This is a genomic window from Streptomyces sp. NPDC050703, assembly GCF_040654435.1.
Lineage (GTDB): Bacteria > Actinomycetota > Actinomycetes > Streptomycetales > Streptomycetaceae > Streptomyces.
The window spans coordinates 46,055-70,682 of the sequence record NZ_JBFAHX010000011.1 but is presented as its reverse complement, the minus strand read 5'-3'; the positions used below and the strand labels follow the sequence as shown (position 1 = coordinate 70,682).

General features: G+C 74.0%; 20 protein-coding genes, 1 tRNA gene and 1 pseudogene. 11 read left to right on the top strand and 11 right to left on the bottom strand.

From position 1 onward, the window contains the following. Positions 1–7: 7 nt before the first annotated feature. Positions 8–1,126: a hypothetical protein gene (locus AB0I16_RS13350; RefSeq protein ID WP_363249474.1), complete on the top strand. Its 1,119-nt coding sequence runs from the start codon at positions 8–10 to the stop codon at positions 1,124–1,126. Positions 1,127–1,174: 48 nt separating this feature from the next. Beyond that, positions 1,175–2,035 (top strand): phytanoyl-CoA dioxygenase family protein, encoded by an 861-nt coding sequence (locus AB0I16_RS13345; protein ID WP_363249473.1) that lies wholly within the window; start codon positions 1,175–1,177, stop codon positions 2,033–2,035. 124 nt (positions 2,036–2,159) lie between these two features. Here AB0I16_RS13345 and AB0I16_RS13340 read toward each other — a convergent pair whose 3' ends face one another. Together AB0I16_RS13340 and AB0I16_RS13335 are read right to left on the bottom strand one after the other, a co-directional pair. Next, a complete protein-coding gene (locus tag AB0I16_RS13340; RefSeq protein WP_363249472.1) occupies positions 2,160–3,215 on the bottom strand; it encodes a Gfo/Idh/MocA family oxidoreductase in 1,056 nt (351 codons plus the stop codon). Positions 3,216–3,258: 43 nt separating this feature from the next. Beyond that, positions 3,259–4,260: a zinc-binding dehydrogenase gene (locus AB0I16_RS13335; protein WP_363249471.1), complete on the bottom strand. Its 1,002-nt coding sequence runs from the start codon at positions 4,258–4,260 to the stop codon at positions 3,259–3,261. A 230-nt stretch (positions 4,261–4,490) separates the two neighbouring features. Here AB0I16_RS13335 and AB0I16_RS13330 point away from each other — a divergent pair, with 230 nt between their 5' ends. Further along, positions 4,491–6,005: a glycoside hydrolase family 3 N-terminal domain-containing protein gene (locus AB0I16_RS13330; RefSeq protein WP_363249470.1), complete on the top strand. Its 1,515-nt coding sequence runs from the start codon at positions 4,491–4,493 to the stop codon at positions 6,003–6,005. 31 nt (positions 6,006–6,036) lie between these two features. Here the strand turns inward: AB0I16_RS13330 and AB0I16_RS13325 are convergent, their stop codons facing one another. Both AB0I16_RS13325 and AB0I16_RS13320 read right to left on the bottom strand, forming a co-directional pair. Then, complete coding sequence (locus tag AB0I16_RS13325) at positions 6,037–8,358, bottom strand: collagenase (RefSeq protein WP_363249469.1); 2,322 nt, start codon at positions 8,356–8,358, stop codon at positions 6,037–6,039. Between the two features lie 217 nt (positions 8,359–8,575). Further along, positions 8,576–9,715, bottom strand: coding sequence for an MFS transporter (locus AB0I16_RS13320; RefSeq protein ID WP_363249566.1), 1,140 nt, complete (start codon positions 9,713–9,715; stop codon positions 8,576–8,578). Positions 9,716–9,907: 192 nt separating this feature from the next. On the opposite strand from AB0I16_RS13320, the gene AB0I16_RS13315 reads away from it, so the two are divergent. The 8 genes from AB0I16_RS13315 to AB0I16_RS13280 all read left to right on the top strand — a co-directional run bounded on the left by AB0I16_RS13315 (position 9,908) and on the right by AB0I16_RS13280 (position 17,860). Then, complete coding sequence (locus AB0I16_RS13315; RefSeq protein ID WP_363249468.1) at positions 9,908–10,654, top strand: helix-turn-helix transcriptional regulator; 747 nt, start codon at positions 9,908–9,910, stop codon at positions 10,652–10,654. 145 nt (positions 10,655–10,799) lie between these two features. Continuing rightward, positions 10,800–12,026: an FAD-binding oxidoreductase gene (locus AB0I16_RS13310; RefSeq protein ID WP_363249565.1), complete on the top strand. Its 1,227-nt coding sequence runs from the start codon at positions 10,800–10,802 to the stop codon at positions 12,024–12,026. 362 nt (positions 12,027–12,388) lie between these two features. Then, the gene (locus tag AB0I16_RS13305; protein WP_363249467.1) at positions 12,389–12,709 is read left to right on the top strand and encodes a (2Fe-2S)-binding protein; all 321 of its coding nucleotides are present in this window, start codon (positions 12,389–12,391) and stop codon (positions 12,707–12,709) included. Continuing rightward, positions 12,693–14,210, top strand: a complete 1,518-nt coding sequence (locus AB0I16_RS13300) for an NAD(P)/FAD-dependent oxidoreductase (RefSeq protein WP_363249466.1) — start codon at positions 12,693–12,695, stop codon at positions 14,208–14,210. The genes AB0I16_RS13305 and AB0I16_RS13300 overlap by 17 nt, the downstream gene beginning before the upstream one ends. Next, positions 14,207–15,139 carry a dihydrodipicolinate synthase family protein gene (locus AB0I16_RS13295; RefSeq protein ID WP_363249465.1) on the top strand — a complete coding sequence of 311 codons (933 nt, stop codon included), beginning with the start codon at positions 14,207–14,209 and terminating at the stop codon, positions 15,137–15,139. The genes AB0I16_RS13300 and AB0I16_RS13295 overlap by 4 nt, the downstream gene beginning before the upstream one ends. Positions 15,140–15,185: 46 nt before the next feature. Then, positions 15,186–16,190: a proline racemase family protein gene (locus AB0I16_RS13290; RefSeq protein ID WP_363249464.1), complete on the top strand. Its 1,005-nt coding sequence runs from the start codon at positions 15,186–15,188 to the stop codon at positions 16,188–16,190. A gap of 132 nt (positions 16,191–16,322) precedes the next feature. Next, positions 16,323–17,087, top strand: a complete 765-nt coding sequence (locus AB0I16_RS13285) for a GntR family transcriptional regulator (protein ID WP_363249463.1) — start codon at positions 16,323–16,325, stop codon at positions 17,085–17,087. Between the two features lie 32 nt (positions 17,088–17,119). Continuing rightward, a complete protein-coding gene (locus tag AB0I16_RS13280; protein WP_363249462.1) occupies positions 17,120–17,860 on the top strand; it encodes a class I SAM-dependent methyltransferase in 741 nt (246 codons plus the stop codon). A gap of 115 nt (positions 17,861–17,975) precedes the next feature. Here AB0I16_RS13280 and AB0I16_RS13275 read toward each other — a convergent pair. The 7 genes and pseudogenes from AB0I16_RS13275 to AB0I16_RS13245 form a co-directional block, all read right to left on the bottom strand. Continuing rightward, a tRNA-Leu gene (locus AB0I16_RS13275) sits at positions 17,976–18,063 on the bottom strand. Positions 18,064–18,243: 180 nt separating this feature from the next. Further along, positions 18,244–19,293 (bottom strand): sugar phosphate isomerase/epimerase, encoded by a 1,050-nt coding sequence (locus tag AB0I16_RS13270; RefSeq protein WP_363249461.1) that lies wholly within the window; start codon positions 19,291–19,293, stop codon positions 18,244–18,246. 154 nt (positions 19,294–19,447) lie between these two features. Next, positions 19,448–20,851, bottom strand: coding sequence for a nucleotide pyrophosphatase/phosphodiesterase family protein (locus AB0I16_RS13265; protein WP_363249460.1), 1,404 nt, complete (start codon positions 20,849–20,851; stop codon positions 19,448–19,450). Then, positions 20,848–22,017, bottom strand: coding sequence for a metabolite traffic protein EboE (eboE, locus tag AB0I16_RS13260; RefSeq protein ID WP_363249459.1), 1,170 nt, complete (start codon positions 22,015–22,017; stop codon positions 20,848–20,850). The genes AB0I16_RS13265 and eboE overlap by 4 nt, the downstream gene beginning before the upstream one ends. Before the next feature lie 3 nt (positions 22,018–22,020). Continuing rightward, on the bottom strand, positions 22,021–22,869 hold the full coding sequence (locus tag AB0I16_RS13255; RefSeq protein WP_363249458.1) for a TatD family hydrolase: 849 nt from the start codon (positions 22,867–22,869) through the stop codon (positions 22,021–22,023). An 8-nt stretch (positions 22,870–22,877) separates the two neighbouring features. Continuing rightward, entirely contained in the window at positions 22,878–23,561 is a 684-nt protein-coding gene (locus AB0I16_RS13250; RefSeq protein ID WP_363249457.1) for an EboA domain-containing protein, read from the bottom strand. Continuing rightward, positions 23,558–24,445 (bottom strand): annotated as a pseudogene (locus tag AB0I16_RS13245) (sugar phosphate isomerase/epimerase family protein); the annotation flags it as partial. The gene AB0I16_RS13250 and the pseudogene AB0I16_RS13245, both read right to left, overlap by 4 nt. Between the last annotated feature and the right edge of the window lie 183 nt (positions 24,446–24,628).

Here is a 24,628-nt window from a genome sequence, read left to right as displayed (position 1 = left end):
GGCCCGTATGACGACCGCCTTCGGCACGCTGCCCGGCCTGCTGCGCGACCGCGTGCCCGAGCTGGCGGTCGACCTCGACACCTGGACGCGCCGCATGATGCGCTGGCACTTCGAGCCGGAGACCGCGAGCCCCTTCTGGGCCGCCCGGCGCGCGACGCTCGGCTTCGACCCCCTCAAGGACGTCGACGGCTTCGCCGCCCTGGAGTTGTTCGGTCTGTTCGACAAGGCGGAGCTGCGTGCCGCGCGCGCCCGCGACCTGCGCCCCCGCGGCTACCGCGACCGCCCCTTCCGCGTCTTCGAGACCGGCGGCACGACCGGCCCGCCGTGCCGGATCGTCAACGTCACGCGCCTCGCGTACGACGTGGAGATCTACCGCACCGTGCTGGAGGCGCGCGGAGTGGCCGGTGGTGACGTGCTCGCGATGACACCGGGCGGACCGCACGCCTACGGGCACTTCGTGGAGGGCCTCGCGGACAGCTGGCACGGTGCCGTGCACGCCATCGACTTCGACCCGCGCTGGGTGAAGGCGGCGCTGCGCGCGGGCGGCGAGGCGGACGCGTACACCGCGCACCTCCTCGACCAGACGCTCGCCCTGCTCGCCGCCGAGCGCCCCGCCCTGCTCTTCACCACCTCGCGGCTGCTCATCGAACTGGCGATGCGGCTCCCGCGCCCGCTGCACACGTACGGCATCAGGGCGGTGTGCACGGGCGGCACCTCGTGCACCGCGGCCGAGGCGGAGTTCCTGCGCGAGGAGCACCTGCCGGGCGTGCAGTGGATCGACACGTACGGGAACACCCTGGTCGGGCACGCGCTCCAGGCCGACGCGGTGGCGGGCGCCCCCGACGTGCCCGGCGGCACCGGGCACTCCTACCATCTGCCGCCGCCCTTCGCGGTCCTCAAGGTGGTCGATCCCGCGGACCCCTGGCGCGAGGTCGCCGTCGGACAGCGCGGCCGGGTGCGCGCCACCACCCTCCTCGAAGACCTCTTCCTGCCCAACCTCCTGGAACGCGACAGCGCCGTCAGGACCGGGCCGCACCCGTGGTTCCCGTGGGACGGCGTGGCCGCGGTGCGCCCCTTCCAGGAGGACGGCGAAGCCACCGGCGGGGCCGTGGAAGGCGTCTACTGACGTCCGCCCCCGCCGCCGTTGACGTCTCCCGACCGAAGGACACACACCGTGAACCTGTCGTCGAACGGCGTACCCGTACCCTTCACGCCGGAGCTGTTCGGCCCGCTGCGCCCCAGCGCGGACCTGCTGCCGGCGCGGGACCCCGCCGCGCTGCGCCGACGGCTGCACGGGGACGGCTACTTGTACCTGCCGGGGCTGCTCGACCGGGCGGACGTCCTGCGCCTGCGGGGCCGCTACTTCTCGCTCTTCCCGCCGGGGCTGCTCGCCGAGGGCAGCGAGCCCGAGGACGGCGTGTTCTCCGGCCGGGTGCCGCAGGGCGTCCCGGAGTACGGAGTGGCGGGCCACCCCGCGTACGCCTTCGTCCGCTCGGCGCCCTTCGACGACTTCGTGGGCGATCCCGCGCTGACCGCGCTGGCCTCCCGGCTCCTCGGCGCCGAGGCGCGCATGCTGCCCCGCCGCATACTCCGCCACTTCCACCGGGGCACCCGGCGGGCGTCCCGCGCGCACACCGACTTCGACTACATGGACGAGGGCTCGCCGCGGGTCGTCACCTTCTGGATACCCGTGGGCGACTGCCCGCCGCGGACGGGCGCGCTGGTGTACCTGGAGGGCTCGCACCGGCTGCCGCCCGCGGAGTACGAGCCGCTGCGCGGCATCACCGACCGCCCGGACGACCGCCGGCAGATCTGCCACGACCTGGAGCTGACGGCGAAGGCCCTCGGCCGCCGCTGGCTGTGGGCGGACTTCGCGGCGGGTGACGTGCTGGTGCACCTGCCCCGCATCATCCACGCGTCCCTGGACACGACGACGGACGCGATGCGCCTCTCCGTCGACGTCCGCTTCGTCCGCGCCGACGACACCCCTGACCCCCGCTGGCTGCGGCCGTGGTCGGCGGACGACGGGGCGTGAGACACCGTCCGGGTACGTGCCGGGGTGCCCGGAATCCGGCCGGGCCGCCGGACGTGCCGCGCCGCCGGTGACCGCGTGTGTTCCGGGACCGGGGAGAGCCCGGCCCTCGCCGCGCACACGGGTGTCAACGTCGAGCGCCGCCGAGCCGCACCGGCTCACCCCCGGCCGCGCTGGACCGCCCGGCCGCGATGATCAGGTCGTCGACGACGCGGGCCTCGGCGAGCGGGCAGACCGGCGGACGCCCCTCGGCGACGGCTTCGGCGAAGTCGGCGAAGAGGGGCTGGTGGGGGTTGGCGGCCGGCGGCAGGAGCAGCGGCGCCGCGTCGGTCCCCGCCGGCCTGTCCTCGCCGCGCGGGCCGGGCCCCGCCGACCACCCGTCACCACGCGGGCCGAGCCCCGTCAGCCGCCCGGCGTCCAGCGGGTCGAGTACGACGGTGCGGCCGGGGCCCCGGAGTTCGATCCGGTCCACCGGCGCGCCCTCCCCCCACTCGATGACGCAGTGCGCCGAGAGTCCCCGCGGCCAGCGCACCGTGAGGTCGGCCCGGCGTTCCGCGCCGGCGGGGAAGCGGTCCGTGAGGCGGGCGCTCACCTCCGACGGGCGGCCGAAGAGGTGGAGCAGCAGGTCGAGCCGGTGGCTGCCCGCGTCCGCCAGTACGCCGCCGCCCGAGACGGCCGGGTCCGTGCGCCAGCGCATCGGGTCGGCGGGACCCGGCGCGAAGGCACAGCGGAACCGCACCTCCACCCGCTCCGGCGGCCGGTCCCGCAGCTCCTCGCGCAGGCGCCGGACGGCGGGCGCGAGCCTGCGGTAGTAGGCGACTCCCGCGCACCGCCCCGCCGGTTCGAGCGTGCCACCGGTGCCGGTACGCCCGGCGGCCGGGTCCTCGCTGCCGAGGCCCCCGGCCAGCGGCTTCTCGACGAGTACGGGAAGGCCCGCGGCCAGGGCGGCCGCGGCGAGCGGCACATGGGTGGCGACGGGCGTGGCCACGTACACGGCGTCGACGCCCCGCAGGATTACGCCGGGGTCGGCGCCCGACCGCGGTACCCCGAACCGCTCGGCGACGCGCGCCGCCCGCCGCGCGTCGCGGCCCCAGAGGACGGCGGGCTCCTCGCCGAGTGCGCGCAGGGCGGGCAGGGCCCGGCGCGTCACGATGTCGCCGTATCCCGCGATGCCCCACCTCACGCCGGCGCCCCGCTCACGGGTATCCCTCTCACCGGTACCCCGCTCAGGGGACGATCGCCACCTTCAGGGTCTCGCGCGGCGGGCCGTCGTAGGGGGCGTTCTCCGCGTCCGGGTACAGCGCGCTGCTCGCGGAGAGCTGCTCCATGGCCTTCGGCAGCTCTTCGAGGGGGTAGGTGTGCGTGAGGAGTTCGGGGAGGCGCAGCGCCCCGGGGCGGCGGTGCGCGAGGCGTTCGGCGACGGCGAGGGCCTCGGCGCGCGCGGTGTCCAGCGGTTCGGCGGAGCTGTGCACGCGCAGCCCCTTGCGCTCCCAGGTGACGAGGTCGACGGAGACGCGGGTGTCGATGTGGTGGGTGCCCAGCAGCACCACGAGGCCGTTCTGGCGGACGAGGCCCACACAGGCGTTGAGGGTCGTGGGCGTGCCGACGGCGTCGACCGCGACGTCGAAGTCGGCTCCGACGGCCGCGAGTTGCTCGCTCCCGCCGTCCACGCGCCGTACGGCGTCGGCGCCCGCCGCGGCCGACCGTTCGAGCCGCCAGGCGTCGAGGTCGGCGGCGACGACCTCGGCGGCGCCGCGGGCCACGGCGACGCGCAGCGCGAGCTGTCCCACGGGCCCCTGCCCGACGATGACGACGCGGTCGCCGAGCCGGACGCCGCGCGTGGCGTGCACGGCGAGCGGCAGGAGCTGCAGGATCGCGCCCTGTTCGAAGGGGACGGAGTCGGGGAGCACGCCCACGGCGATCTCGCGGGCCAGCGCGTAGTCGGCGTACCCGGTGGTGAGCGGTGTGCGCACGAAGACGCGCTGACCCGGCACGACCCTGCTGACCCCGGCGCCCGTGGCCTCGACGACCCCGGCGATCTCGTGTCCGAAGCAGCCTTGGGAGCAGTGCTCGCGCAGTCCGTAGTAGTGGAAGTAGGCGAGGTCGCTGCGGTTGCAGACGGTGCAGGCGCGCACCCGGACGACGACCTCCAGCGGTCCGGGTTCGGGCACCGCCACCTCGGTGCGCAGTCTGATGTCGCGCCTGCCGACGAGCTCATACCTGCGCATGGCTCTCCTCTCACCGATCGCGGACGTCACCAGGATTACGCAAGTGCCCGGCCGCCATGCGGAATTCGCGCGCCTCGGCCGGTTCGGACTCCTTGACAGCCCCGATCGGTACGAGCCAATATCCACTATCCGATTGGCCTGGACCAATCAGCAGGAGACCCACCCCCCTCACCCGCACCACGAGCCGCCGTCCGCCATCAGTCACGTACCGCAACTTCGGAGGTCGCGCCATGGCATCCAGCAGTGACCCGACTCTGGAGCACCTCGCCAACTCCGTGCTGCAGCCCGGCTTCGAGGGCACGACGGCCCCCGACTGGGTGCGCCGCAAGATCTCCGAGGGCCTGGGCTCCGTCGTGCTGTTCTCACGGAACATCGAGAGCGTCGAGCAGGTCGGCCGGCTCACCGCGGCCCTGCGCGCGGAGAACCCCGACCTCATCGTCGCCATCGACGAGGAGGCGGGCGACGTGACCCGCATGGAGGCCTGGACCGGCTCGTCGCGCCCGGGGAACCTCGCCCTCGGCGCGGTCGACGACATCGACCTGACCGAGCGCGTCGCGCACGACATCGGCCGCGACCTGCACGCCGCGGGCGTCTCGCTCAACTTCGCGCCGAGCGCCGACGTCAACTCCAACCCGCTCAACCCGGTGATCGGCGTCCGCTCCTTCGGCTCCCGCACCGACATCGTCTCCCGCCACACGGCCGCCTGGATACGCGGCCTCCAGGGGGCGGGCGTCGCCGCCTGCGCCAAGCACTTCCCCGGCCACGGCGACACGGTCGTCGACTCGCACTACGGCCTGCCGCAGGTGCAGGGCTCGGCGGAGGAGATCGCGCTGACCGCCCTGCCGCCGTTCATCGCGGCGATGGAGGCGGGCGTCCGCGCGGTGATGACCGCCCATCTGCTCGCGCCCGCCTACGACCCGGACCTGCCCGCGACCCTCAGCCACCGCATCCTGGTGGACCTGCTCCGCGGCGAACTCCGCTTCGACGGCCTCGTCGTCACCGACGGCATCGAGATGGGCGCCGTCACCGACCGCTACGGCATCGACGGCGCCACCGTACGGGCGCTCGCGGGCGGCGTCGACGCGGTGTGCGTGGGCGGCGAGAGCGCCGACGAGGCCACGGCCGACCTGCTCTCCACCGCCCTGGTGAAGGCGGTCCACGAGCGCACGCTCCCCGAGGAGCGCCTCGCCGAGGCGAGCGGGCGCGTACGGGAGTTCGCGGCCTGGTCGGGTGAGCGCTCGCGGGCGGTGGCTCCGGCCGCGGAGGACTCCGGGATCGGCCTGGCCGCGGCGCGCCGCGCGATCCGCGTACGGAACCGCTCGGCGGCAGCGCTGCCCCTGACCGGCGCACCGCACGTGGTGGAGCTCTCCCCCACCATGAACCTCGCGGTGGACGGCCGCACCCCCTGGGGCGTCGCGGGACCCCTGCGCGACCTGCGCCCCGGCACCACCTCCGTCCGCCTGACGGAGCCCGATGTCGCCCCCGCGGGCGACCTCCTGGACCGCGAGGTCCTCGGCCCCGCGGCCGGCCGGCCCCTGGTGGTCGTGGTCCGGGACGCGGCGCGCCACCGCTGGATGACGGACACGCTGACGCGGCTCCTGCGCAGCCGCCCCGACGCCCTGGTCGTCGAGATGGGCGTACCGGCGGGCGACTCGCCGGGAGCCGCCCACCTGATCACCCACGGGGCGACCCGGGTCTCGGGCATCGCGGCGGCCGAACTGCTCGTGGGCGGCGCGACCGCCTGACGCCGGCCCGTGCGCCGCCCACGGGGGACCGTCAGCCGCGCAGCGGGCCCTCACAGCTGAAGCCGGCGCTGCCCGCGCGGCCGTCGCTCCAGATGTCCACCTCACCGAACGAGCAGTTCATGTCGGTGAGGTTGTTGTGGCGCGCACCCGCGGCGGACCGGTCGAGCAGGTAGTAGTCGACCGTCTCCGACATGTCCTCGAAGACGGCGTCCGGGTCGCCGGAGTCGCTGAGGTTCGCGGTGACGCGGCCGGTGCAGACGTAGCGCGGCCTCTCCTGCGCCCCGTTGGAGCGGCACGTGGGCGTGATGCCCGTCGCCGCCCTGAAGGAGGCGCCGACCTGGGCGGCGGTGCTGTCCCGCAGTTCGCCGACCGGGACGTACTTCGTGTCCGGCACGAAGAGGTCGTCGACGCGCGCGATCTGCTCGTCGAGGAAGGCGTCGTACGCCCGCTGCACCGCGCTGTCGCCGCCGAGCCGGTCCCGCCAGGCGTCGAAGGCCGCCGGGTCGTCCGCGCGCAGGTGCCGGTACATCTCCTTGAGCAGGCCGGGGCGTTCCGTCCACAGGAACTCGAAGAACGTCCCGGCGTAGTCGTAGAAGCGGAAGCCGTCACCGTCGTACGTGGCGTGCAGGATCTGCCGGACGGTCATGCGGGGCCCGTCGTTCGCCGTGTCGTCGATGATGCCCCGTACCAGCGATCTGCGGACCTTCACGCCGTCGTCGCGCGTCGCCCCGTCGAAGAACTCGGCCGTCCCCTCGTCCATGGCGGTGGTCCGGTCGTTCTCGTACCAGGGGCCCTCGCCGAAGAACCCGGGGACCGCCCAACGGCCGTTGAGGTAGTGGGTGTACTCGTGGCGGAAGAGTTCCTCCAGCGTGAGCGTCGAGTCCTGGGGCACGCGCCGCTGGTAGGTGTAGAAGGTCGCGCCCCGCTCGATGTACACGCCTCCGTTGTCGGTGCCCATGCCGGTGAGCAGGGGGTGGTAGTTCTCGTAGTCGGCGCGGGAGGCGTAGAGCACGGTCGTCAGGCCGGTGTTGGGGTCTCCCGCCAACGGCTCCTCGGTGCCGACGACGCGGTGGAACTGGGCCTTGACCTGCTTGCTCGCGTAGTAGAGCTGGTCGACGGTGCCCCGATCCAGCGCCGTGCGGACCTTCATGCCGCCCTTGTCGTAGGTGTACGTGTGCGGGAAGAGCCGCCGCTCGATGTCCGCGCGGCAGACGCCGTACGGCGCGCAGGCGTCGTACTCGTTCAGCCAGGTCGCGACCTTCACCCAGGGCCCGCTGCCCTCGCCGAAGTCGCGTGCCGTCACGGCGACGAGACCGCCGAGACCGCTCACGATCTCGCTCCTGACCCCGTCGATCTGCCCGAACCTGCCGTACTCGCCGAGGGCGTCCCGCACCACCCAGGCGTTGCCCGTGCCCTTGAGGTGGGTGTGTCCGGCGAACGCCTTGAAGAGCGCACGGTAGGCGGGGTCCGCCTCGACCGCGGCGCGGTAGGCGGTGTCCCGGTTGCCGGGGTACACGCCGAGGTAGTTGAGTGAGAGCGCGGCGAGCGCGGACCCGCCCCACGACGCGTCCTTCGCGGTGTCGGGGTGGGCGGCGTCCATGGTCGCCAGCACCTTCTTGACCAGCGGCAGTTGATGCTGCCGCAGCCCCGGGGCGCTCGCCGCGTACAGCGCCTCGCGCAGCGAGTCGGCGTTGGTGTCCGTCACCTCGAAGGTGCGGGGCGCGTCGCCGAAGGAGGCGACGGCGCGGCGCATGGCGTCGACGGTGGGGCCGTCGGTGACGTCGATCTCGTCGTGCGAGAAGTCCTGGTAGGCGACCGCGTGGAGGTACGTGAGCAGCTCCAGGAGGTTGCTCCCGTTCCTGCCGTCGTGCGCGGCGGCGAGCCGGCTGACGCGCGCGGACACGGCCTGCACGTGCGCGTCCGACATCACGGGGGCGAGCCGCCGGTCCCAGGTCCATATGAGCGTCCGCAGACAGCCCTCCGCGGTGACGGCCGGATCGCCGAGGAAGTCGGCGAACGCCTCGGGCCCGAGCGAGGTGACGCCGTCGAGGGTGCAGGGGGCGGTCGCCGGCCGGGCCTTGGGCCGGTCCTTCGCCTTGGGTCTCGGTGTACGGGGCCCTGGGAGGTGGCCGTCCCTGAGGCCACCGGGTGCCGGCAGCGCGCGGGCGCCGGGCTCGGGGGCGGACGCCCTGCGCTCGACGACGTCGCGGGGGTCGGGCCCGGCGGACGCACGGGGGGATGCGGTGCCTTCTGCCGCCTGAGCGGCATGTGGGGCGGCCGTGACGCAGAGGCTCGCGGCGAGGACGCCGGCGAGGACGGATCTGCGCAGGGTTCTTGGGCGTAACCGGAACATCCGGGCTCCTGGGTGGGATGTGGGGTGTGAGGGCGACGGCCCGGGCGGCTCAACTGGCCGACCGGGGCGCGCTGTTGGCGGCTCCGGGGCGGCGGTCTCACGGTGGGCCGTCCGGGCCATGTGATGCGTAACGTAGTAATGTGAAATTGCACTGACAACCCCTCAGACGCCGAAATCACGGGAGCCCCCCGGAGTTCCGAGGGGCTCCCGTGGCGCCTCAGGGGCGGGGCGGTGCGGCCCCGCCGTCCGGTTCGCGCAGTGTGCGCAGGAGGAGCCAGCCGAGCGCGGGCAGCGCGATGAGCGGCGCCAGGGCGGTCCGCAGGGACGTGGCGTCGGCGAGGGCGCCGATCAGCGGGCTCGCGAGGCCGCCCACGCTCACGGTGAGTCCGAGCGTGACGCCGCCCGCGGTGCCCACCCGGCGGGGCAGGAAGTCCTGGCCGAGGGTGATGTGCAGGGAGAACGGCACATAGAGCCCGGCGGAGGTGAGCACGACGAAGGCGTAGAGCGAAGGCCCGGGTACCAGGACGACGCCCGCCACCGCGAGAACCGTCAGGGCGTACGACCACCGCACCACCGGCATGCGGCCGAACCGTGCGGCGAGCCTGCCGCCCGCGACGGTGCCGACGGCGCCGCCGAGGTAGAGCACGAACAGGGCGGCGGTGCCCGCGGCTTCGCCGCCGCCGGTGCGCCGGCTCGCGTACAGCGAGATGAAGGTGGCGAGCCCGACGAAGACGACCGAGCGGCAGACGATGGCACCGGAGAGCCGGAGGAAGGAGGGCCAGTCGTCCGGGCCGGGCTCCCGGCGGGGCCCCTTGGGCGCCGCCGCCTCGATGGCGCTGACCCCGCGCAGCGCGGCGACACAGAGCACGGCCCCGGCGAGGGCGGGCACCACGAGGAGCGGGGAGGCGCCGAGGCCGCCGGTGGCGGTGATGGCGGCGACCAGCAGGGGCGCGGTCGCGAAGCCGAGGTTGCCGCCGAGGGAGAACCAGCTCATGGCCGTGTGGCTGCCACGGCTCGCCCGCCGCGCGACGCGGGCCGCCTCGGGGTGGTACGCGGCCACGCCGATGCCGGAGAGGCCGACGACGAGGAGCGTCAGGGCGTAGCTGCCGCTGAGCCCGGCGAGAGCGACCCCCGCTCCGCCCACCAGCGTGCTCAGGGGCAGCAGCCAGGGCAGGGCCCACCGGTCGGTGAGCGCCCCGAACACCGGCTGCACCACGGAGGAGAGCAGCGAGGCGGCGAGCACGACGCCGGAGGCGGCGGCGTAGGTGTAGGCGCGCTCGGCCACGAAGAACGGCACGAGGGCGGCGACGGCCCCTTGGTAGAGGTCCACGCAGGCGTGGGCCAGGGCGAGGAGCATGATGGGGTTGCGGGTCGGCGGGGCCTTGCTCTGGGGTGCGGGAGGTGTGGGGGCCGTGGCTTCCGTTCCCGCCACGGCTGGAGCGGACCCCGCGGCCCCCGGGCACGGGCGCTCGTTCGTGGATTCCTTCGCTGACATCGCCCCATCGTCGCCACGCGGACCCCTGGCGCGCTTCCGATAAAGTGCCGACCCATGCCGAAGATCCGCCACACCCCCGAGGCCCCCACGGACACCCGGTCACTGGCACCCGGCGAGTCCATCGACGCGCACCGCCACGACAACCACCAGATCATCTACGCGGGTTCCGGCGTCGTGGCCGTCACCACCGACGCCGGCACCTGGTTCGCGCCGGGCACCCGGGCCATCTGGGTCCCGGCGGGCTGCGTCCACGCCCACCGCGCCCACGGCCACCTCGCGCTGCACCTGCTCGGCCTGCCCGCGGACACCAACCCGCTCGGCCTCGACGCCCCGGCCGTCCTCACCGTCGGCCCGCTGCTGCGCGAACTCATCCTCGCCTGCACGCGCGCCCCGCACGACGACACCCCGGAGCGCCGACGCCTGCGCGCGGTACTCCTCGACCAGCTCCGCGTCTCCCCGCAGCAGCCCGTCCAGCTGCCCACCCCCAAGGACCCCCGCCTCGCCGCCGTCTGCGGCCACCTGCACCGCGACCCCGCCGACGCGCGCGGCCTCGCCGAACTGGCCGCGGCCGCCGGGGCGGGCGAACGCACCCTCAGCCGCCTCTTCCGCCGCGAACTCGGCATGACCTTCCCCCAGTGGCGCACCCAGCTCCGGCTCTACCACGCCTTGCGCATGCTGGCCGACGGCACGCCCGTCACCACGGTCGCGCACCGCTGCGGCTGGGCGTCGGCCAGCGCGTTCATCGACGTGTTCCGCCGCTCCCTCGGCTACACCCCGGGCACCCACCACCGAGGCGACTGAACGCCGGCCTTGCCGCCCAACTTCTCGTCCACCTGCTCCCCCAACTCCTCGCCGCGCACGCCCCCTTGGCAGGCTTAGTGCCATGTGAAATATTACTGCCGTGCTCACGAGACACCCCTCCGGATTACCGGATCTCTCGGACGTCATCGTCGTGGGAGCAGGGATGATCGGCGCTGCCTGCGCCCACTACGCCTCCCGCGCCGGCCTCCACGTCACCGTCGTCGACCGCGGCCCCGTCGCGGGCGGCACCACGGGCGCGGGCGAGGGCAACCTCCTCGTGTCCGACAAGGAACCGGGCCCGGAGCTCCGACTCGCCCTGCTCTCCGCCCGGTTGTGGACCGAGCTGGCCGCGGAGACCCCGCCGGACATCGAGTACGAGCGGAAGGGCGGCCTGGTCGTGGCCTCGACCGAGGCGGAACTCACGGCGCTGCGGGCCTTCGCGGCGGAGCAGCGGCGCGCGGGCGTGACGGTGGCCGACATCCCGGCAGACCGCCTCGCCGACCACGAACCGCACCTCGCGCCCGGCCTCGCCGGCGGCTGCCACTACCCGCAGGACGCACAGGTGCAACCGGCCCTGGCCGCGGCACATCTGCTGCGCGCGGCGGCCGACGCGGGACGCCTGACGCTGCGGCTCGGCGAGGAGGTCACGGCGGTACTGACGGACGCGGGCGGCGCGGTGCGCGGCGTACGGACCACGAGGGGCGAGGTCCGGGCCCCCCGCGTGGTCAACGCGACGGGCACCTGGGGCGGTCAACTGGCCCGCATGGCGGGCGTGGAGCTGCCGATACGCCCCCGCCGCGGCTTCGTCCTGGTCACCGAACCACTGCCGCGCCTGGTGCGGCACAAGGTGTACTCCGCGGAGTACGTCGCCGACGTGGCGAGCGGATCGGCGGCCCTGCAGACGTCCGCCGTGGTGGAGGGCACCCAGGCGGGGCCGGTCCTGATCGGCGCGAGCAGGGAACGGGTCGGCTTCGACCGTACGCTCTCGGTGGAGGCGCTGCGGCGCCTGGCGTCCCAGGCCACCCGCCTGTTCCCGGCCCTCGCCCGGGCCCGTGCGATCCGCGCCTACGCGGGCTTCCGCCCCTACCTCCCCGACCACCTCCCGGCCATCGGCCCCGATCCCCGGGTCCCCGGTCTGCTGCACGCCTGCGGCCACGAGGGCGCGGGAATCGGCCTCGCCCCGGCGACGGGCCTGCTGATCACTGGCTTCCTGACGGGCACCGCGCCCCCGCTCGACCCGTCCCCGTTCGCCCCGGAACGCTTCGCCCCGCAGCGCTGCGCCCGCGAGGCGACGCCACCGTGCGGCCCGGCTCCCTCCGCTCCAGGGCTCGCCGCGACGAAGCCGCGCCCGGGGGACGAGGCGGACCCTTGAGGCGAGGCTCGTCCCAGAGGCGAGACGGGCCCTGGAGACGAGGCACGTCCCAGAGGCGAGACGGGCCCTGGAGACGAAGCGCGTCCCAGAGGCGAGGCGGGCCCTGGAGGCGAGGCTCGTCCCAGAGGCGAGGCGGGCCCTGGAGACGAAGCGCGTCCCGGAGCGGAGACGGGCCCGGAGACGAAGCACGTCCCGGAGACGAGACGGGCCCGGAGACGAAGCACGTCCCGGAAACGACACGGCCCCCGACACGAAGCCCACCTCGCAAACGACACGCACCCCGGAGACAAGACAGGCCCCGTAGGCGAGCGCACCCGTGGCCGCCCGATGACAGAAGCCGCCGTACGAGAGGAGCCGCCCCCATGGGGCAAGCCGACAGGACGACGCCCGCGGAGCTCGCGGGCGCGGTCGACGCCACCCACTTCTTCACCTTCGACGGCCGCCGCGTCCCGGCCCGGCCCGGCCAGTCCATCGCCGCCGCCCTCTGGACGGCCGGCATCCTCGCCTGGCGGGAGACCCGGGGCGCCGCCAGACCCCGCGGGGCCTTCTGCGGGATCGGCCAGTGCTACGACTGCCTCGCCACCGTCAACGGCCGCCCCAACCGCCGCGCCTGCCTGGTGACCGCCCGGCCGGGCGACACGGTCACCACACAGAAGGGCCACGGCCGTGCCGAGCCCCGGTGACCCGTACGACGTGGCCGTCGTCGGCGCGGGCCCGGCCGGCCTCGCCGCGGCGGTCACGGCCGCCGCACACGGCCTCTCCGTAGCGCTGCTGGACGCCGCCCCGCGCCCCGGCGGCCAGTACTACCGGCACCCGGCCCCGGCCACGGGCGCCACCCGCCCCGAGGCGCTGCACCACGACTGGCACGTCTTCGCCGGCCTCCGCGCGCGCCTGGACGCCTCCGACGGCGTCACCCGGCTCTACGGCCACCACGTCTGGTCGATGGCGCGCGGGACACCCGACTCCGGGTGGTCCCTCCACGCCCTCTGCGACGACGACGAACGCGAGGGCACCGACGGCACCGACGGCGGCGCGAGCACCCCGGGGACGAGTACGACGGTCCGGGCGCACACGGTGCTCCTGGCCACCGGCTCCCACGAACGCCATCTCCCCTTCCCCGGCTGGACCCTCCCCGGCGTCGTCAGCGCGGGCGGCGCCCAGGCCATGCTCAAGTCCGGCCTCGCCCTGCCCGGCAGGCGCGTCGTCGTGGCGGGCAGCGGCCCGCTCCTGCTCGCCGCGGCCACCTCGCTCACCGCTGCCGGGGCGGACGTCCCCGAGGTGGTCGAAGCCTCCGGCTACCTCGGCTACGTCCGCCATGCGGCCGCCCTCGCCGCCAACCCCCGCAAGCTCACCGAAGCCGCCCGCCACGGCAGGGCCCTGCTCCGCCACGGCGTGCGTCTGCGCACCCGCGGCGCCGTCACCGAGGCGCACGGCACCGACCGCGTCGAGGCGGTGACGGTCTCCCGCCTGGACCAGGACTGGCGCCCCGTCCCCGGCACGGAACGCCGCATCGCCTGTGACGCCCTCGCCACCGGGCACGGCCTGGTCCCGCGGACGGAACTGGCGACCGCCCTCGGCTGCGCCACCCGCCGCTCCGCCGACGGCACGTACGCCCTGGACCTCGGCCCGCTGCAGGAGACCTCGCTGCGCGGCCTCTGGGCGGCGGGCGAGACGTCCGGCATCGGCGGGGCGCAAGCGGCGCTCGTGGAGGGCGAGTTGGCGGCCCTGGCGATCACCGCCGGGCTCACGGGGAGGCGGCCGGCCCCCGCCCGGCGCCTGCGCGCCCTGCGCCGCCGCCGCGACCGGCTGCGCGCCTTCGCCGACGCCATGGCCACCGCGCACCGGCCGGGCCCCGGCTGGACGCGGTGGCTCAGCGACGACACGGAGGTGTGCCGCTGCGAGGAGGTGACGGCGGCCCGTGTCCGCGAGGCGGTGGCGGACCACGGCGCCCGCGACTCCCGCAGCGTCAAACTCCTCACCCGCGCGGGCATGGGCTGGTGCCAGGGCCGCATGTGCGGCACGGCCGTGGCCTGCCTGGCCGCCGCCGCGCCCGACGCCACCCCCGCGCCCCCGGACCGCCGCCTCCTCGCCACCCCCGTGCCCCTGGGCACCCTCGCCTCACTCACCCCCGCGGACCCCCGGCCCGTGGCTCCCGACGACCCCCCGGAAGGGCGGCCCCGATGACCACCGCACCCGCAACGCCCACCCCGACCACGGCATGGTCCCCGTCCCGCCCCTGGCGCGGCATCATGGTGGCCACCGCGCTCCCCCTGCGGGACGACCTCTCCGTCGACCACGACGCGTACGCCGAGCACGTCGCGCACCTCCTCGCGAACGGCTGCGACGGCGTGGTCCCCAACGGTTCCCTCGGCGAGTACCAGACCCTCACCGACGACGAACGCGCCCGCGTCGTGCGGACCGCCGTCGAGGCGGCGGGCGACGGGGCCCGGGTGATGCCGGGCGTCTCCGCCTACGGCAGCGCCGAGTCCCGCCGCTGGGCCGAGCAGGCGGCCGAGGCGGGCTGCGGCTCCGTGCTCCTGCTGCCGCCGAACGCCTACCGCGCCGACGAGCGGGCCGTACGCGCCCACTACACCGAGGTCGCCGCGGCCGGTGTGCCCGTGGTCGCGTACAACAACCCCCTGGACACCCGGGTCGACCTCACGCCGGAGCTGCTGGCCGGGCTCCACGGCGACGGAACCGTCGTGGCGGTGAAGGACTTCAGCGGCGACGTGCGCCGGGCGTACGAGACCGCCGAGCTCGTGCCCGAGCTCGACCTCCTGGCCGGCGCCGACGACGTGCTCCTCGAACTGGCCCTCGCGGGCGCGGTCGGCTGGATCGCCGGCTACCCGAACGCCTTCCCCGCCGCCTGCGCCCGGCTCTACCGCGCGGCCTGCGCCCATGACCTGGAGACGGCACTGCCTCTCTACCGGGCCCTGCACCCGTTGCTGCGCCAGGACTCCCGGACCGAGTTCGTGCAGGCGATCAAGCTGTCGATGGACCTGGCGGGCCGCCGCGGCGGCCCCACCCGACCCCCGCGCCTCCCGCTCAGCGGCCCGACGGAGGCGCTGGTACGCGCGGCCACCGAGAAGGCCCTGGCGGCGGGCCACCACTGATCCCGCCCGAGGCCCCGGCACCACCACCGACCGACGAAGGAGCCGTATGCGCACACGTCACGTCTTCCACGCAGTCGACTCGCACACCGAGGGCATGCCCACGCGGGTGATCACCGGCGGGGTCGGAGTGCTCCCCGGCGCCACGATGGCCGAACGCAGGCTGCACTTCATCGAGCACCTGGACCACCTGCGCACCCTCCTCGTGCACGAGCCGCGCGGCCACTCCGCGATGAGCGGCGCGATACTCCAGCCGCCGACCCGCCCCGACGCCGACTACGGCGTCCTCTACATCGAGGTGTCCGGCGTACTGCCCATGTGCGGGCACGGCACCATCGGCGTGGCGACGGTCCTGGTCGAGACCGGCATGGTCCCGGTCACCGAGCCGGTCACGACGGTCCGCCTGGACACCCCCGCGGGACTGATCCGGGTCGACGTGAGCGTGACGGACGGCGCGGCGACCTCGGCCACGCTGACCAACGTCCCGGCGTTCTGCGTCGCGCTCGACCGCAAGACCGTCGTGCCGGGCCACGGCACGGTCACCTACGACCTGGCCTTCGGCGGCAACTTCTACGCCTTCGTCCACCTCGACGCCCTGGGGCTGCCGTTCACCCGCGACCGCGGGGACGACCTGCTCGCGGCGGGCCTCGCCGTCATGGAGGCGGTCAACGCCTCGCCCGACCGCCCGGTCCACCCCGAGCAGCCCGACATCGCCGGGCTCAAGCACGTCTACCTGATCGCACCCGGTTCGGACGCGCACCGCTCCCGGCACGCGATGGCGATCCACCCCGGCTGGTTCGACCGCTCCCCCTGCGGCACGGGCACCTCGGCCCGCATGGCGCAGCTCCACGCGCGCGGCGAACTCCCGCTGGAGCGCGACTTCGTCAACGAGTCCTTCATCGGTACGGAGTTCACGGGGCGGCTCATCGGCCGGACCGAGGTGGCGGGCCTGCCCGCGGTCGTGCCACGGATCACCGGACGGGCCTGGCTCACCGGCACGGCCCAGTACTTCCTGGACCCCGACGACCCCTTCCCCGCGGGCTTCACCCTCTGAGCCGCGTTCCGGGCCCCGCCCCAACTGGCAACGTGACATTGTACGTTGGTTCTCCGCGCGGGCACGGGCTCGGACACGGGCGCCACAGGCCCCACAGGCACCACGGGCGCGGGCATCACCGGAGGGGACACCATGGGCCATCTGAAGCAGAAGAACCTGATCACCGCCAGAGAGCGGCTGCGCGACCAGGTCGCCCACGCGCTGCGCGCCGCCCTGATCTCCGGCGAACTGCGCCCCGGTGAGATCTACTCCGCGCCCGGCCTCGCGGAGGACTTCGGCATCTCGGCGACGCCCGTGCGCGAGGCGATGCTCGACCTGGCGCGCGAGGGCCTGGTCGAACCGGTCCGCAACAAGGGCTTCCGCGTGACCGAGGTCAATGAACGCGACCTCGACCAGTACACGGAGATCCGCCTCCTGATCGAGGTTCCCATGATCGGCAGGATCACCCGCACCGCCGCCCGCGAGGACCTGGAGGTGCTGCGCCCGATCGCCGACGAGATCGTGCGGGCCGCCCGCGACCACGACCTCATCGGCTACCTGGAGGCCGACCGCCGCTTCCACCTCTCGCTCCTCGCCCTCTCGGGCAACGACCGCCTGGTCGAAACGGTCGGCGACCTCCGCAAGCGCTCGCGCCTCTACGGCCTGACGGCCCTCGACGCCCGCGACCAGCTCACCCCGTCCGCGGAGGAGCACGGGGAACTCCTCGACCTGATGCTGACGGGCGACGCGGAGGCGGCGGAGAAGTGCATGGCGCGACATCTGGGCCACGTCCGGTCACTGTGGGCGCAGGGCGCGGACGCGGAGGGTGAGGGCGCGGCGGGTGAGGACACGGCGGGTGAGGACGCGCCGAACCGCGGCAAGGGCTGGCCCGTGCCCCGACGTGCTAAATCGTGTTGACCGCCACCGCCGGACAGTGCTGGAGTCGGCACGTGGACAGCATCCCCGCCAACCGGCGACTCTGGAACCAGATCAGCGGCGCCTACCAGGACAGGCACGACCCACGCATCGGCGCCACACCCCGGCTCTGGGGCATGTACTCCATCCCCGACGCGCACCTGAGGGCCCTGGGCGACGTCACCGGCAAGCGCGTCCTGGAACTCGGCTGCGGCGCCGGCCAGTGGTCCAGGGCGCTCGCCGCCGAGGGCGCCGCCGTGGTCGGGGTCGACCTGTCCGAGGCCCAGCTCGCGGCGGCGGCCCGCGCGATGGGCCAGGCCCGCTACCCGCTGGTGCAGGGCGCCGCCGAACAGCTCCCCTTCGCCGCCGACAGCTTCGACCTGGTGTTCTGCGATTTCGGTGGGCTCAGTTGGGCGCCCCCGCACCTGGCCGTCCCGCAGGCCGCACGGGTCCTGCGCCAAGGCGGGCGCCTGGTGTTCAACGTCGCCAGCCCATGGTTCGAAGCGTGCTACGACGAAGCCGCCGGCCGCGTGACCACGACGCTGCGGCAGGACTACTTCGGGCTGCACACCATCGCCGAGGACAACGGCGCGATCAGCTACCAGCTCACCTACGGCGAGTGGGTCAGGGTCCTGCGCGGCGCGGGCCTCGTCATCGACGACCTCATCGAGCCGCGCCCCGAACCCGGAACACTGAACGGCTACAACAAGACGGACCCGCCCGACTGGGCACACCACTGGCCGGCGGAACTGCTCTGGGTGACCCACAAGCCGTAGTACGCGCTCTGCCGCATCGGCCATATCGGCCACATCGGCCACGACGGCCCGATCAGGCTCGGGAAACAGAAAGACCCCAGGTGAACTGGGGTCTTTGCTGATTACCGGCTGTTACTGGTGTCCGAGGGGGGACTTGAACCCCCACGCCCGATAAAGGGCACTAGCACCTCAAGCTAGCGCGTCTGCCATTCCGCCACCCGGACCAGGTGTCTGCCGCCCTGCGGGGTGTTCCCCGCGGCGACATGGACAACAATACCAAGGTTTCGGAGTGCCTTTCACCTGCGTATCCGCCCGCCGGGCGGGGGACGCGGAGTGCCCTCGGCGTCACTTTCGGACATCTCACGGCCGGTGACCGAATGACTACCGGAATGGGACGCCCAGGGTCAGTCCCCGCAGCGTCCGGAGCGCAGCGAGTGCAGGTGCTCGCTGGACTTCCGGGCGAAGGCGAGGGAGTCGACCGGGTTGTCGTGCTCGGTCTGCCAGTGGTGGTAGCGCCGCCCCTGGGGGGTGCGTGCCGTCACCTTCGACAGGAACCTCTTGTAGTCGATGTCACCGTCCCCGACGTCGCTCATGCGGTATCCGTCACGGGTCGTCTCGTCGCGGATGCCGTCCTTGACGTGGAACAGCGGGTAGCGGTGCGGCTGCTTGAGCACGTAGTCGAGGGGGTCGAGACGCGCGGGCCTGCCGTCGGGACGCTTGCTGAAGCGGAACTGGGCGCAGAAGGCCCAGTAGATGTCCATCTCCAGGTACACGAGATCGGGGTCGGTCTCGGCGAGCAGCACGTCGTAGAGGCGGACCTGGGGCTTGTCCGTGGCGAAGGAGAACTCCTCGGCGTGGTTGTGCTGGTAGAACTTCATGCCACGCTTGCGGGCCGCCTCGCCGTACGTGTTGAAGTCCTCGGCGGCGCGCTTCCAGCCGTCCACCGTCGCCCCGTGGCGGAAGGGCCCCGAGGCGGTACCGATGTGCTTGAGGCCGAGTGCCTCCGCGTCGTCGAGGACCTTGGTGAGGTTCTGCGCGAAGGTGTACGCGCCGGGGTTGTTGTCGTCGTAGTAGCCCACGTGGGACCCGATCGGGTTCAGGCCGTGGTCGCGGGCGAGCGCCTTGAGCTGGGCGAGGGTGAGGGCGCCCGCGGAGCCCTGGGTGTAGCCGGCGAACTCGATCTCGTCGTAGCCGTACCTCTCCAGCTCGGCGAAGACGGGGGCGAAGCCGAGGGTCGTGATCTTGTCGCGCAGGCTGTAGAGCTGGATGCCGAGCCGTCCCGGCGGGAGGACGGGGCGGCCTCGGCCCTTCTCCCCCGCGGCGGCCGCGGCCGCCGGGGTGGCCGCGCCGCCGACGAGGGCGGCTGCGGTGGCGCCTGCCGCGACGCCGAGCATGCCGCGTCGGCTGAGTCTGTGTGCGAGCTCGGGGTCGGCGGATGTCGTCTTGCGGTTCATGCGGTTCTCCTCGGCCAGGTCGGGGTCACGTCGGGGTCGTCTCGGGGATGGGTTCGAGGAACGGATCAGGGATCAGTCGGGGCCGGGCCCTGATGGCGGGGCCCGGTCCCTCTGGTTCAGTGGGAACCAGGCGACTTCAGCGGCGCGAGGCCTCTCACTGCAGGCCCGCGAGGCGGAGCAGGAGTGATTTCACATCGGTGGCCGCGACGCGGCCCGTGACGGCGCGGGGGGTGGAGCACAGGATGAGCGGACTTTCGTCCTCGTTCGTGGGGAGGCGGCCGTGGCTGCCGCGAATAGGTGAGGGGTCCAGGGGCACGACCGCCATGCGGTAGCGCATGCCGAGCTTCTTGCGGGCCAGCGCGCTCGCGGCCTTCACACGGACGTAGGGGTCCTCGGGGTCCATGAAGAGCTCGACGGGGTCGTAGCCGGGTTTGCGGTGGATCTCGACGAGCTGCGCGAAGTCGGGCGCGCGGTCGTCGTCGAGCCAGTAGTAGTACGTGAACCAGGCGTCGGGCTCCGCGAGGGCGACGAGCTCGCCGGCGCGGGGGTGGTCGAGCTGGTGCGCCTTCTTCCCCTCGTCGTCCAGGAGGCGCTCGATGCCGGGTACGCCGGTGAGCGCGGCCCGGGTGGCTTCGAGGTCTTCGGGGCGGCGGACGTAGACGTGGGCGATCTGGTGGTCGGCGACGGCGAAGGCACGGGAGGCCATCGGGTCGAGGTATTCCATGCCGTCCTGGGTGTGCACGTCGAGCAGTCCGGCGCGGCGCAGGACGCGGTTGATGTCGACGGAGCGGTTCACCCGCGTGATGCCGTACTCGGAGAGGGCGACCACCGTGCGGCCCTCGGCCCTGGCGTCGTCGAGGAGCGGAGCGAGGGTCGCGTCCAGGTCGGCGGCTGCCTTGAGGGAGCGCGGGTCGTCGGGGCCGAATCGCTGCAGGTCGTAGTCGAGGTGAGGGAGGTAGCACAGGGCGAGGTCGGGGTCGCGGGTGTCGATGACGTGCCGGGTCGCGTCCACGATCCACTGGCTGGACACGAGGTCGGCGCCGGGCCCCCAGAAGTGGAAGAGCGGGAAGGTGCCGAGCTTCTCCGTCAGCTCGTCGTGGAGCTCGGGGGGCCGGGTGTAGCAGTCGGGCTCCTTGCGGCCGTCGGCGTAGTAGACGGGGCGGGGGGTGACGGTGTAGTCGGTGTCCGCCCCCATCGCGTACCACCAGCAGATGTTGGCGACGGTGTAGCCGGGATGTGCGCGGCGTGCGGCGTCCCACAGCTTGTCGCCGGCGACCAGGCCGTTGTGCTGGCGCCACAGCAGTACGTCGCCGAGTTCGCGGAAGTACCAGCCGTTGCCGACGATGCCGTGCTCGGCGGGGGTGGTACCGGTGAGGAAGGTGGACTGGGCGGCGCAGGTGACGGCGGGCAGGACGGTGCCGAGCGGCGCCCGGGAGCCGGACTGGCCGAGCGCCTTCAGGTGCGGCATGTGGTCGAGGAGGCGCGGGGTGAGGCCGACGACGTCCAGGACGAGAAGGGGGGTGGGCCGGTCGTGCCGGCTGTCGGAGAGGTGGCTCATGGGAGTTCCTTCAGGCCGAGGCCCGTCAGGAGGTCGCGGGCGAGAGCGAGTTCGGCGGCGATGCCCTCGGCAAGCTGGGAGCGGCCGCGCGGGCGGAGCGCGGGCGGCAGGGCCTGCCAGGTGTAGGTCTCGACCTCCAGGTGGCGGGTGAGGGGTGAGGGGCCGCCGACGAGCCGGGCGAGGGCGTCCCGCAGGACGGGAAGCGTGGAGGTGAGCGGCGCGGCGGGGGCCGCGTGGAGCGGGACGTGGAAGTGGGCGCGCCACGGGGCCGTGTCGGGCAGAGCGCGGGTGGCGAGGGCTTCACCGAGGTCGTCCGTGCCGCGCAGTCCGGTCCCGGTCAGGGTGCGGGTCTGGTGGAGGAAGCGGGGCTCGTCGAAGGCGGCGAGCGCCTCGCGCACCTCGGGGAGGTGGGGGTGTTCGGCGTGCAGGGCGGCGGAGAGCTGGGATTTGACGACGGGGACGCCCGCCGCGGTGAGGGCGTCGAGGGCGGTGTCGGGATCTTCGAAGGAGGTGGCGAGGTGGCAGGTGTCGACGCACACACCGATGCGGTCGTGTCCGACGGCGGTGAGGGGGGCGATGGCGTCGGCGGTCGTCTCGACGGTGCAGCCCGGCTCCGGTTCGAGCCCGACGCGGACGGAGCGGCCGGTCAGCTCCGCGAGGGCGTCGAGACGCTGTGCGAGCGCGGTGAGGGCGGTGCGGGCGGACTCGGCACGGCCGGCGTCGAAGGGCGTCCGCCAGGCGAGCGGCAGGGTGGAGATGGTGCCTTCGGTGACGTCGTCGGGGAGCAGCGAGGCGAGCAGCCTGGCCAGGTCCGTGGTGTGGGTGAGGCGTTCCGGGTCGGTCCAGTCCGGCTTGTAGACGCGGTATTTGACCTCGGCGTCGCCGAAGCCCTCATACGGGAAGCCGTTGAGGGTGACGACTTCGAGGCCGCGGCGGTCGAGTTCGGTGCGCAGGCCGCGCAGGGCCGATGGATCGGTGACGAGGGCGCGGGCGGCGTCCTTGGCGAGCCACAGTCCGATGCCGATGCGGTCCCTGCCGAGCCTCTTGCGCACGGGTTCGCAGTGGTCGCGGAGCTGGGCGACGACTCCGTCGAGGGTCTCGGCCGGATGGACGTTGGTGCAGTACGCGAGGTGGACGGTGGAGCCGTCGGGGTGCCGGAAGCGCATGGGTCACGCACCGCCGCGCAGGATGGAGTTGCCCTCGTGGGTGGCGTCGGTGCCGGTGACGTCGAGGGCGAGCCGGCCGCTGAGCCCGTAGAAGGCGACGGGGTTGCGCCACAGCACCAGGTCGACGTCGTCCTCGTCGTAGCCCGCCGTGAGCATGGCGTCGGCGACCGCGCGGGTCTTGAGGGGGTCGCTCTTGCCCCAGTCGGCGGCCGAGTTGACCAGGACCCTCTCGGGTCCGAACTCCCGGAGGACGGCGACCATCCTCTCCTCGTCCATCTTGGTGTCGGGGTAGACGGAGAAGCCGAGCCAGCAGCCGCTGTCCTTGGCCTCCTTCACGGTGGTCTCGTTGAGGTGATCGATCAGGACGCGGTCCAGCGGCAGGGCGGACTCCCGCACGACGTCGAGGGTGCGGCGCAGCCCCGTGAGCTTGTCCCGGTGCGGCGTGTGCACGAGAGCGGGCAGCTCGTGGTCGGCCGCGAGCTGGAGTTGCGCGGCGAGCGCGGTGTCCTCGGCCGGGGTCATGGAGTCGTAGCCGATCTCGCCCACGGCGACGACGCTGTCCTTGACGAGATAGCGCGGCAGTTCGTCGAGGACCGGGGTGCAGCGGGGGTCGTTCGCCTCTTTGGGGTTGAGGGCGATCGTGCAGTGGTGGGCGATGCCGTACTGGGCGGCGCGGAAGGGTTCCCAGCCGAGGAGGGAGTCGAAGTAGTCGAAGAAGGAGGCGGGCGAGGTGCGGGGCTGGCCGAGCCAGAAGGCCGGCTCCACCACCGCGCGGACACCCGCCGCGTACATCGCCTGGTAGTCGTCGGTGGTGCGGGACGTCATGTGGATGTGGGGGTCGAAGATGCGCATCGGGACTCCTACTCCTCGCCGGTCGAAGGGGCCACAGGGCCGGAGGGCGCGGCCGGGGCCGCGGCGCCCACCGGGTCGATGAGGGACAGCACGCGGTGCAGATCGTCCGGTACGGCACGCCCGGCCCCGGTGCGTTCGCCCGCGAAGTCGGTGAGCATGCGGGCGAGCACCCTGTCGCCCGCGGCCCGCCGGGGCAGATCGGCGACGGCGTCCACGGGGACACCGGTGAACAGGCACTTCAGGACGGCGTGGCGCCAGTCGTGCGGAGCGAGGTGCTTCGCGGCGTACGGGCCTACGGCCGCCGCGACGAGCCGCGTGTCATTGGTCCGCAGGGCGTCCTCGACCAGGGGCAGGGCTTCCGGTCCCGGCACCAGGTGCGGCAGGGCGCGCAGTACGGCACGCCGCTCGGGGGCGGTGCCCTGACCGTAGACGCGGGTGAGGGTGGCCGGGTCCGCGGACGCCGCGTGCAGGAGCAGGACGCGGGCGGCGTCGGCGTGGTCGGCCCCGCAGCGCCGCCCGGCTTCGGCGAGCCGCAGCTCCCAGGTGGGGACCGGCCCCCGCGTCGGCTGCTCGGGGCGCCGGGCGTGGGCCGCGGCTTCGGCGACGGCCTGGTCGAGCCAGGCCCGGGCGGCTCCGCCGAGGTCGGCTTCGAGCCGCGTGCGGAGGGCGGCGATCCCGGGGGTGTCGGTCACGGTGTTCCTCCTTCGGCCGAGGCGAGAACCGCGGTTCGTCGCCCCGGGGCCACGGCCTCGCGGAGGAACGCGAGGGACTCCGCGGCGAGCTGTGGCCCGGCGTGGGAGTGGCGGGGCAGTTCGACGACGGTCAGTCCCTGGTAGCCGGTGGCGGCCAGGGCTTCGAGGACGGGAGGGAAGTCGATCTCCCCGTCACCGAAGGGCAGGTGCTCGTGGACGCCGCGGCACATGTCCTCGATCTGGACGTGGTGCAGCCACGGGGCGGCGGAGCGCACGCAGTCGGCGGGAGGGAGCGGTTCGAGGCACTGGCAGTGGCCGATGTCGAGGGTGAGGCCGAGGAGGCCGGGGTCGGGGGCGCCGACTTCGGTGCGGAGGCGGTGGAAGTCGGCGAGGGAGGACAGGAGGTGGCCGGGCTCGGGTTCGACGGCGAGCGGGACGCCGGCGGTGGCGGCGGCGTCCAGGACGGGGCCGAGCGCGTCGGCCAGCCGCTTCCAGGCGGTGTCGTCGGAGGTGCCGGCCGGGGTGATGCCGCTGAAGCAGTGCACGGCGTGGGCGTTCAGGTCGGCGGCGACCTGGACGGCGCGGGTCAGCAGCCGGACGCGTTCGGCTCGGCGGTCGGAGTCGGGGTCGAGGAGGGAGGGGCCGTGTTTGCGGCGCGGGTCGAGGACGTAGCGGGCGCCGGTCTCGATGGTGGCGGTCAGACCGAGGCGGTCGAGTCTGCGGGCCACGTGGCGGGTGCGTTCGGCGAGGTCGGGGGCGAGGGGGTCGAGGTGCATGTGGTCGAGGGTGAGTCCGGCCCCCTCGTAGCCGAGGTCGGCGAGGAGCCCGAGCGCGTCGTCGAGCCGGAGGTCGGTGAGCCCGTTGGTGCCGTACCCGAAGCGGAGCTCGCCGGTACCGCGGCTGCCGCCGACGGGACGGCTGTCCCCGGCGTCATCGGCGGGCCGACCACCGGCGGGGCCATAGGTGGACCGGCCGTCGCCGGGGGCATAGGTGGACCGGCCGTCGCCGAGGTCATCTCCGGGACGGGCGTCGACGGGGCGGCCACCGGCGGGACGGGTGTCGACGGG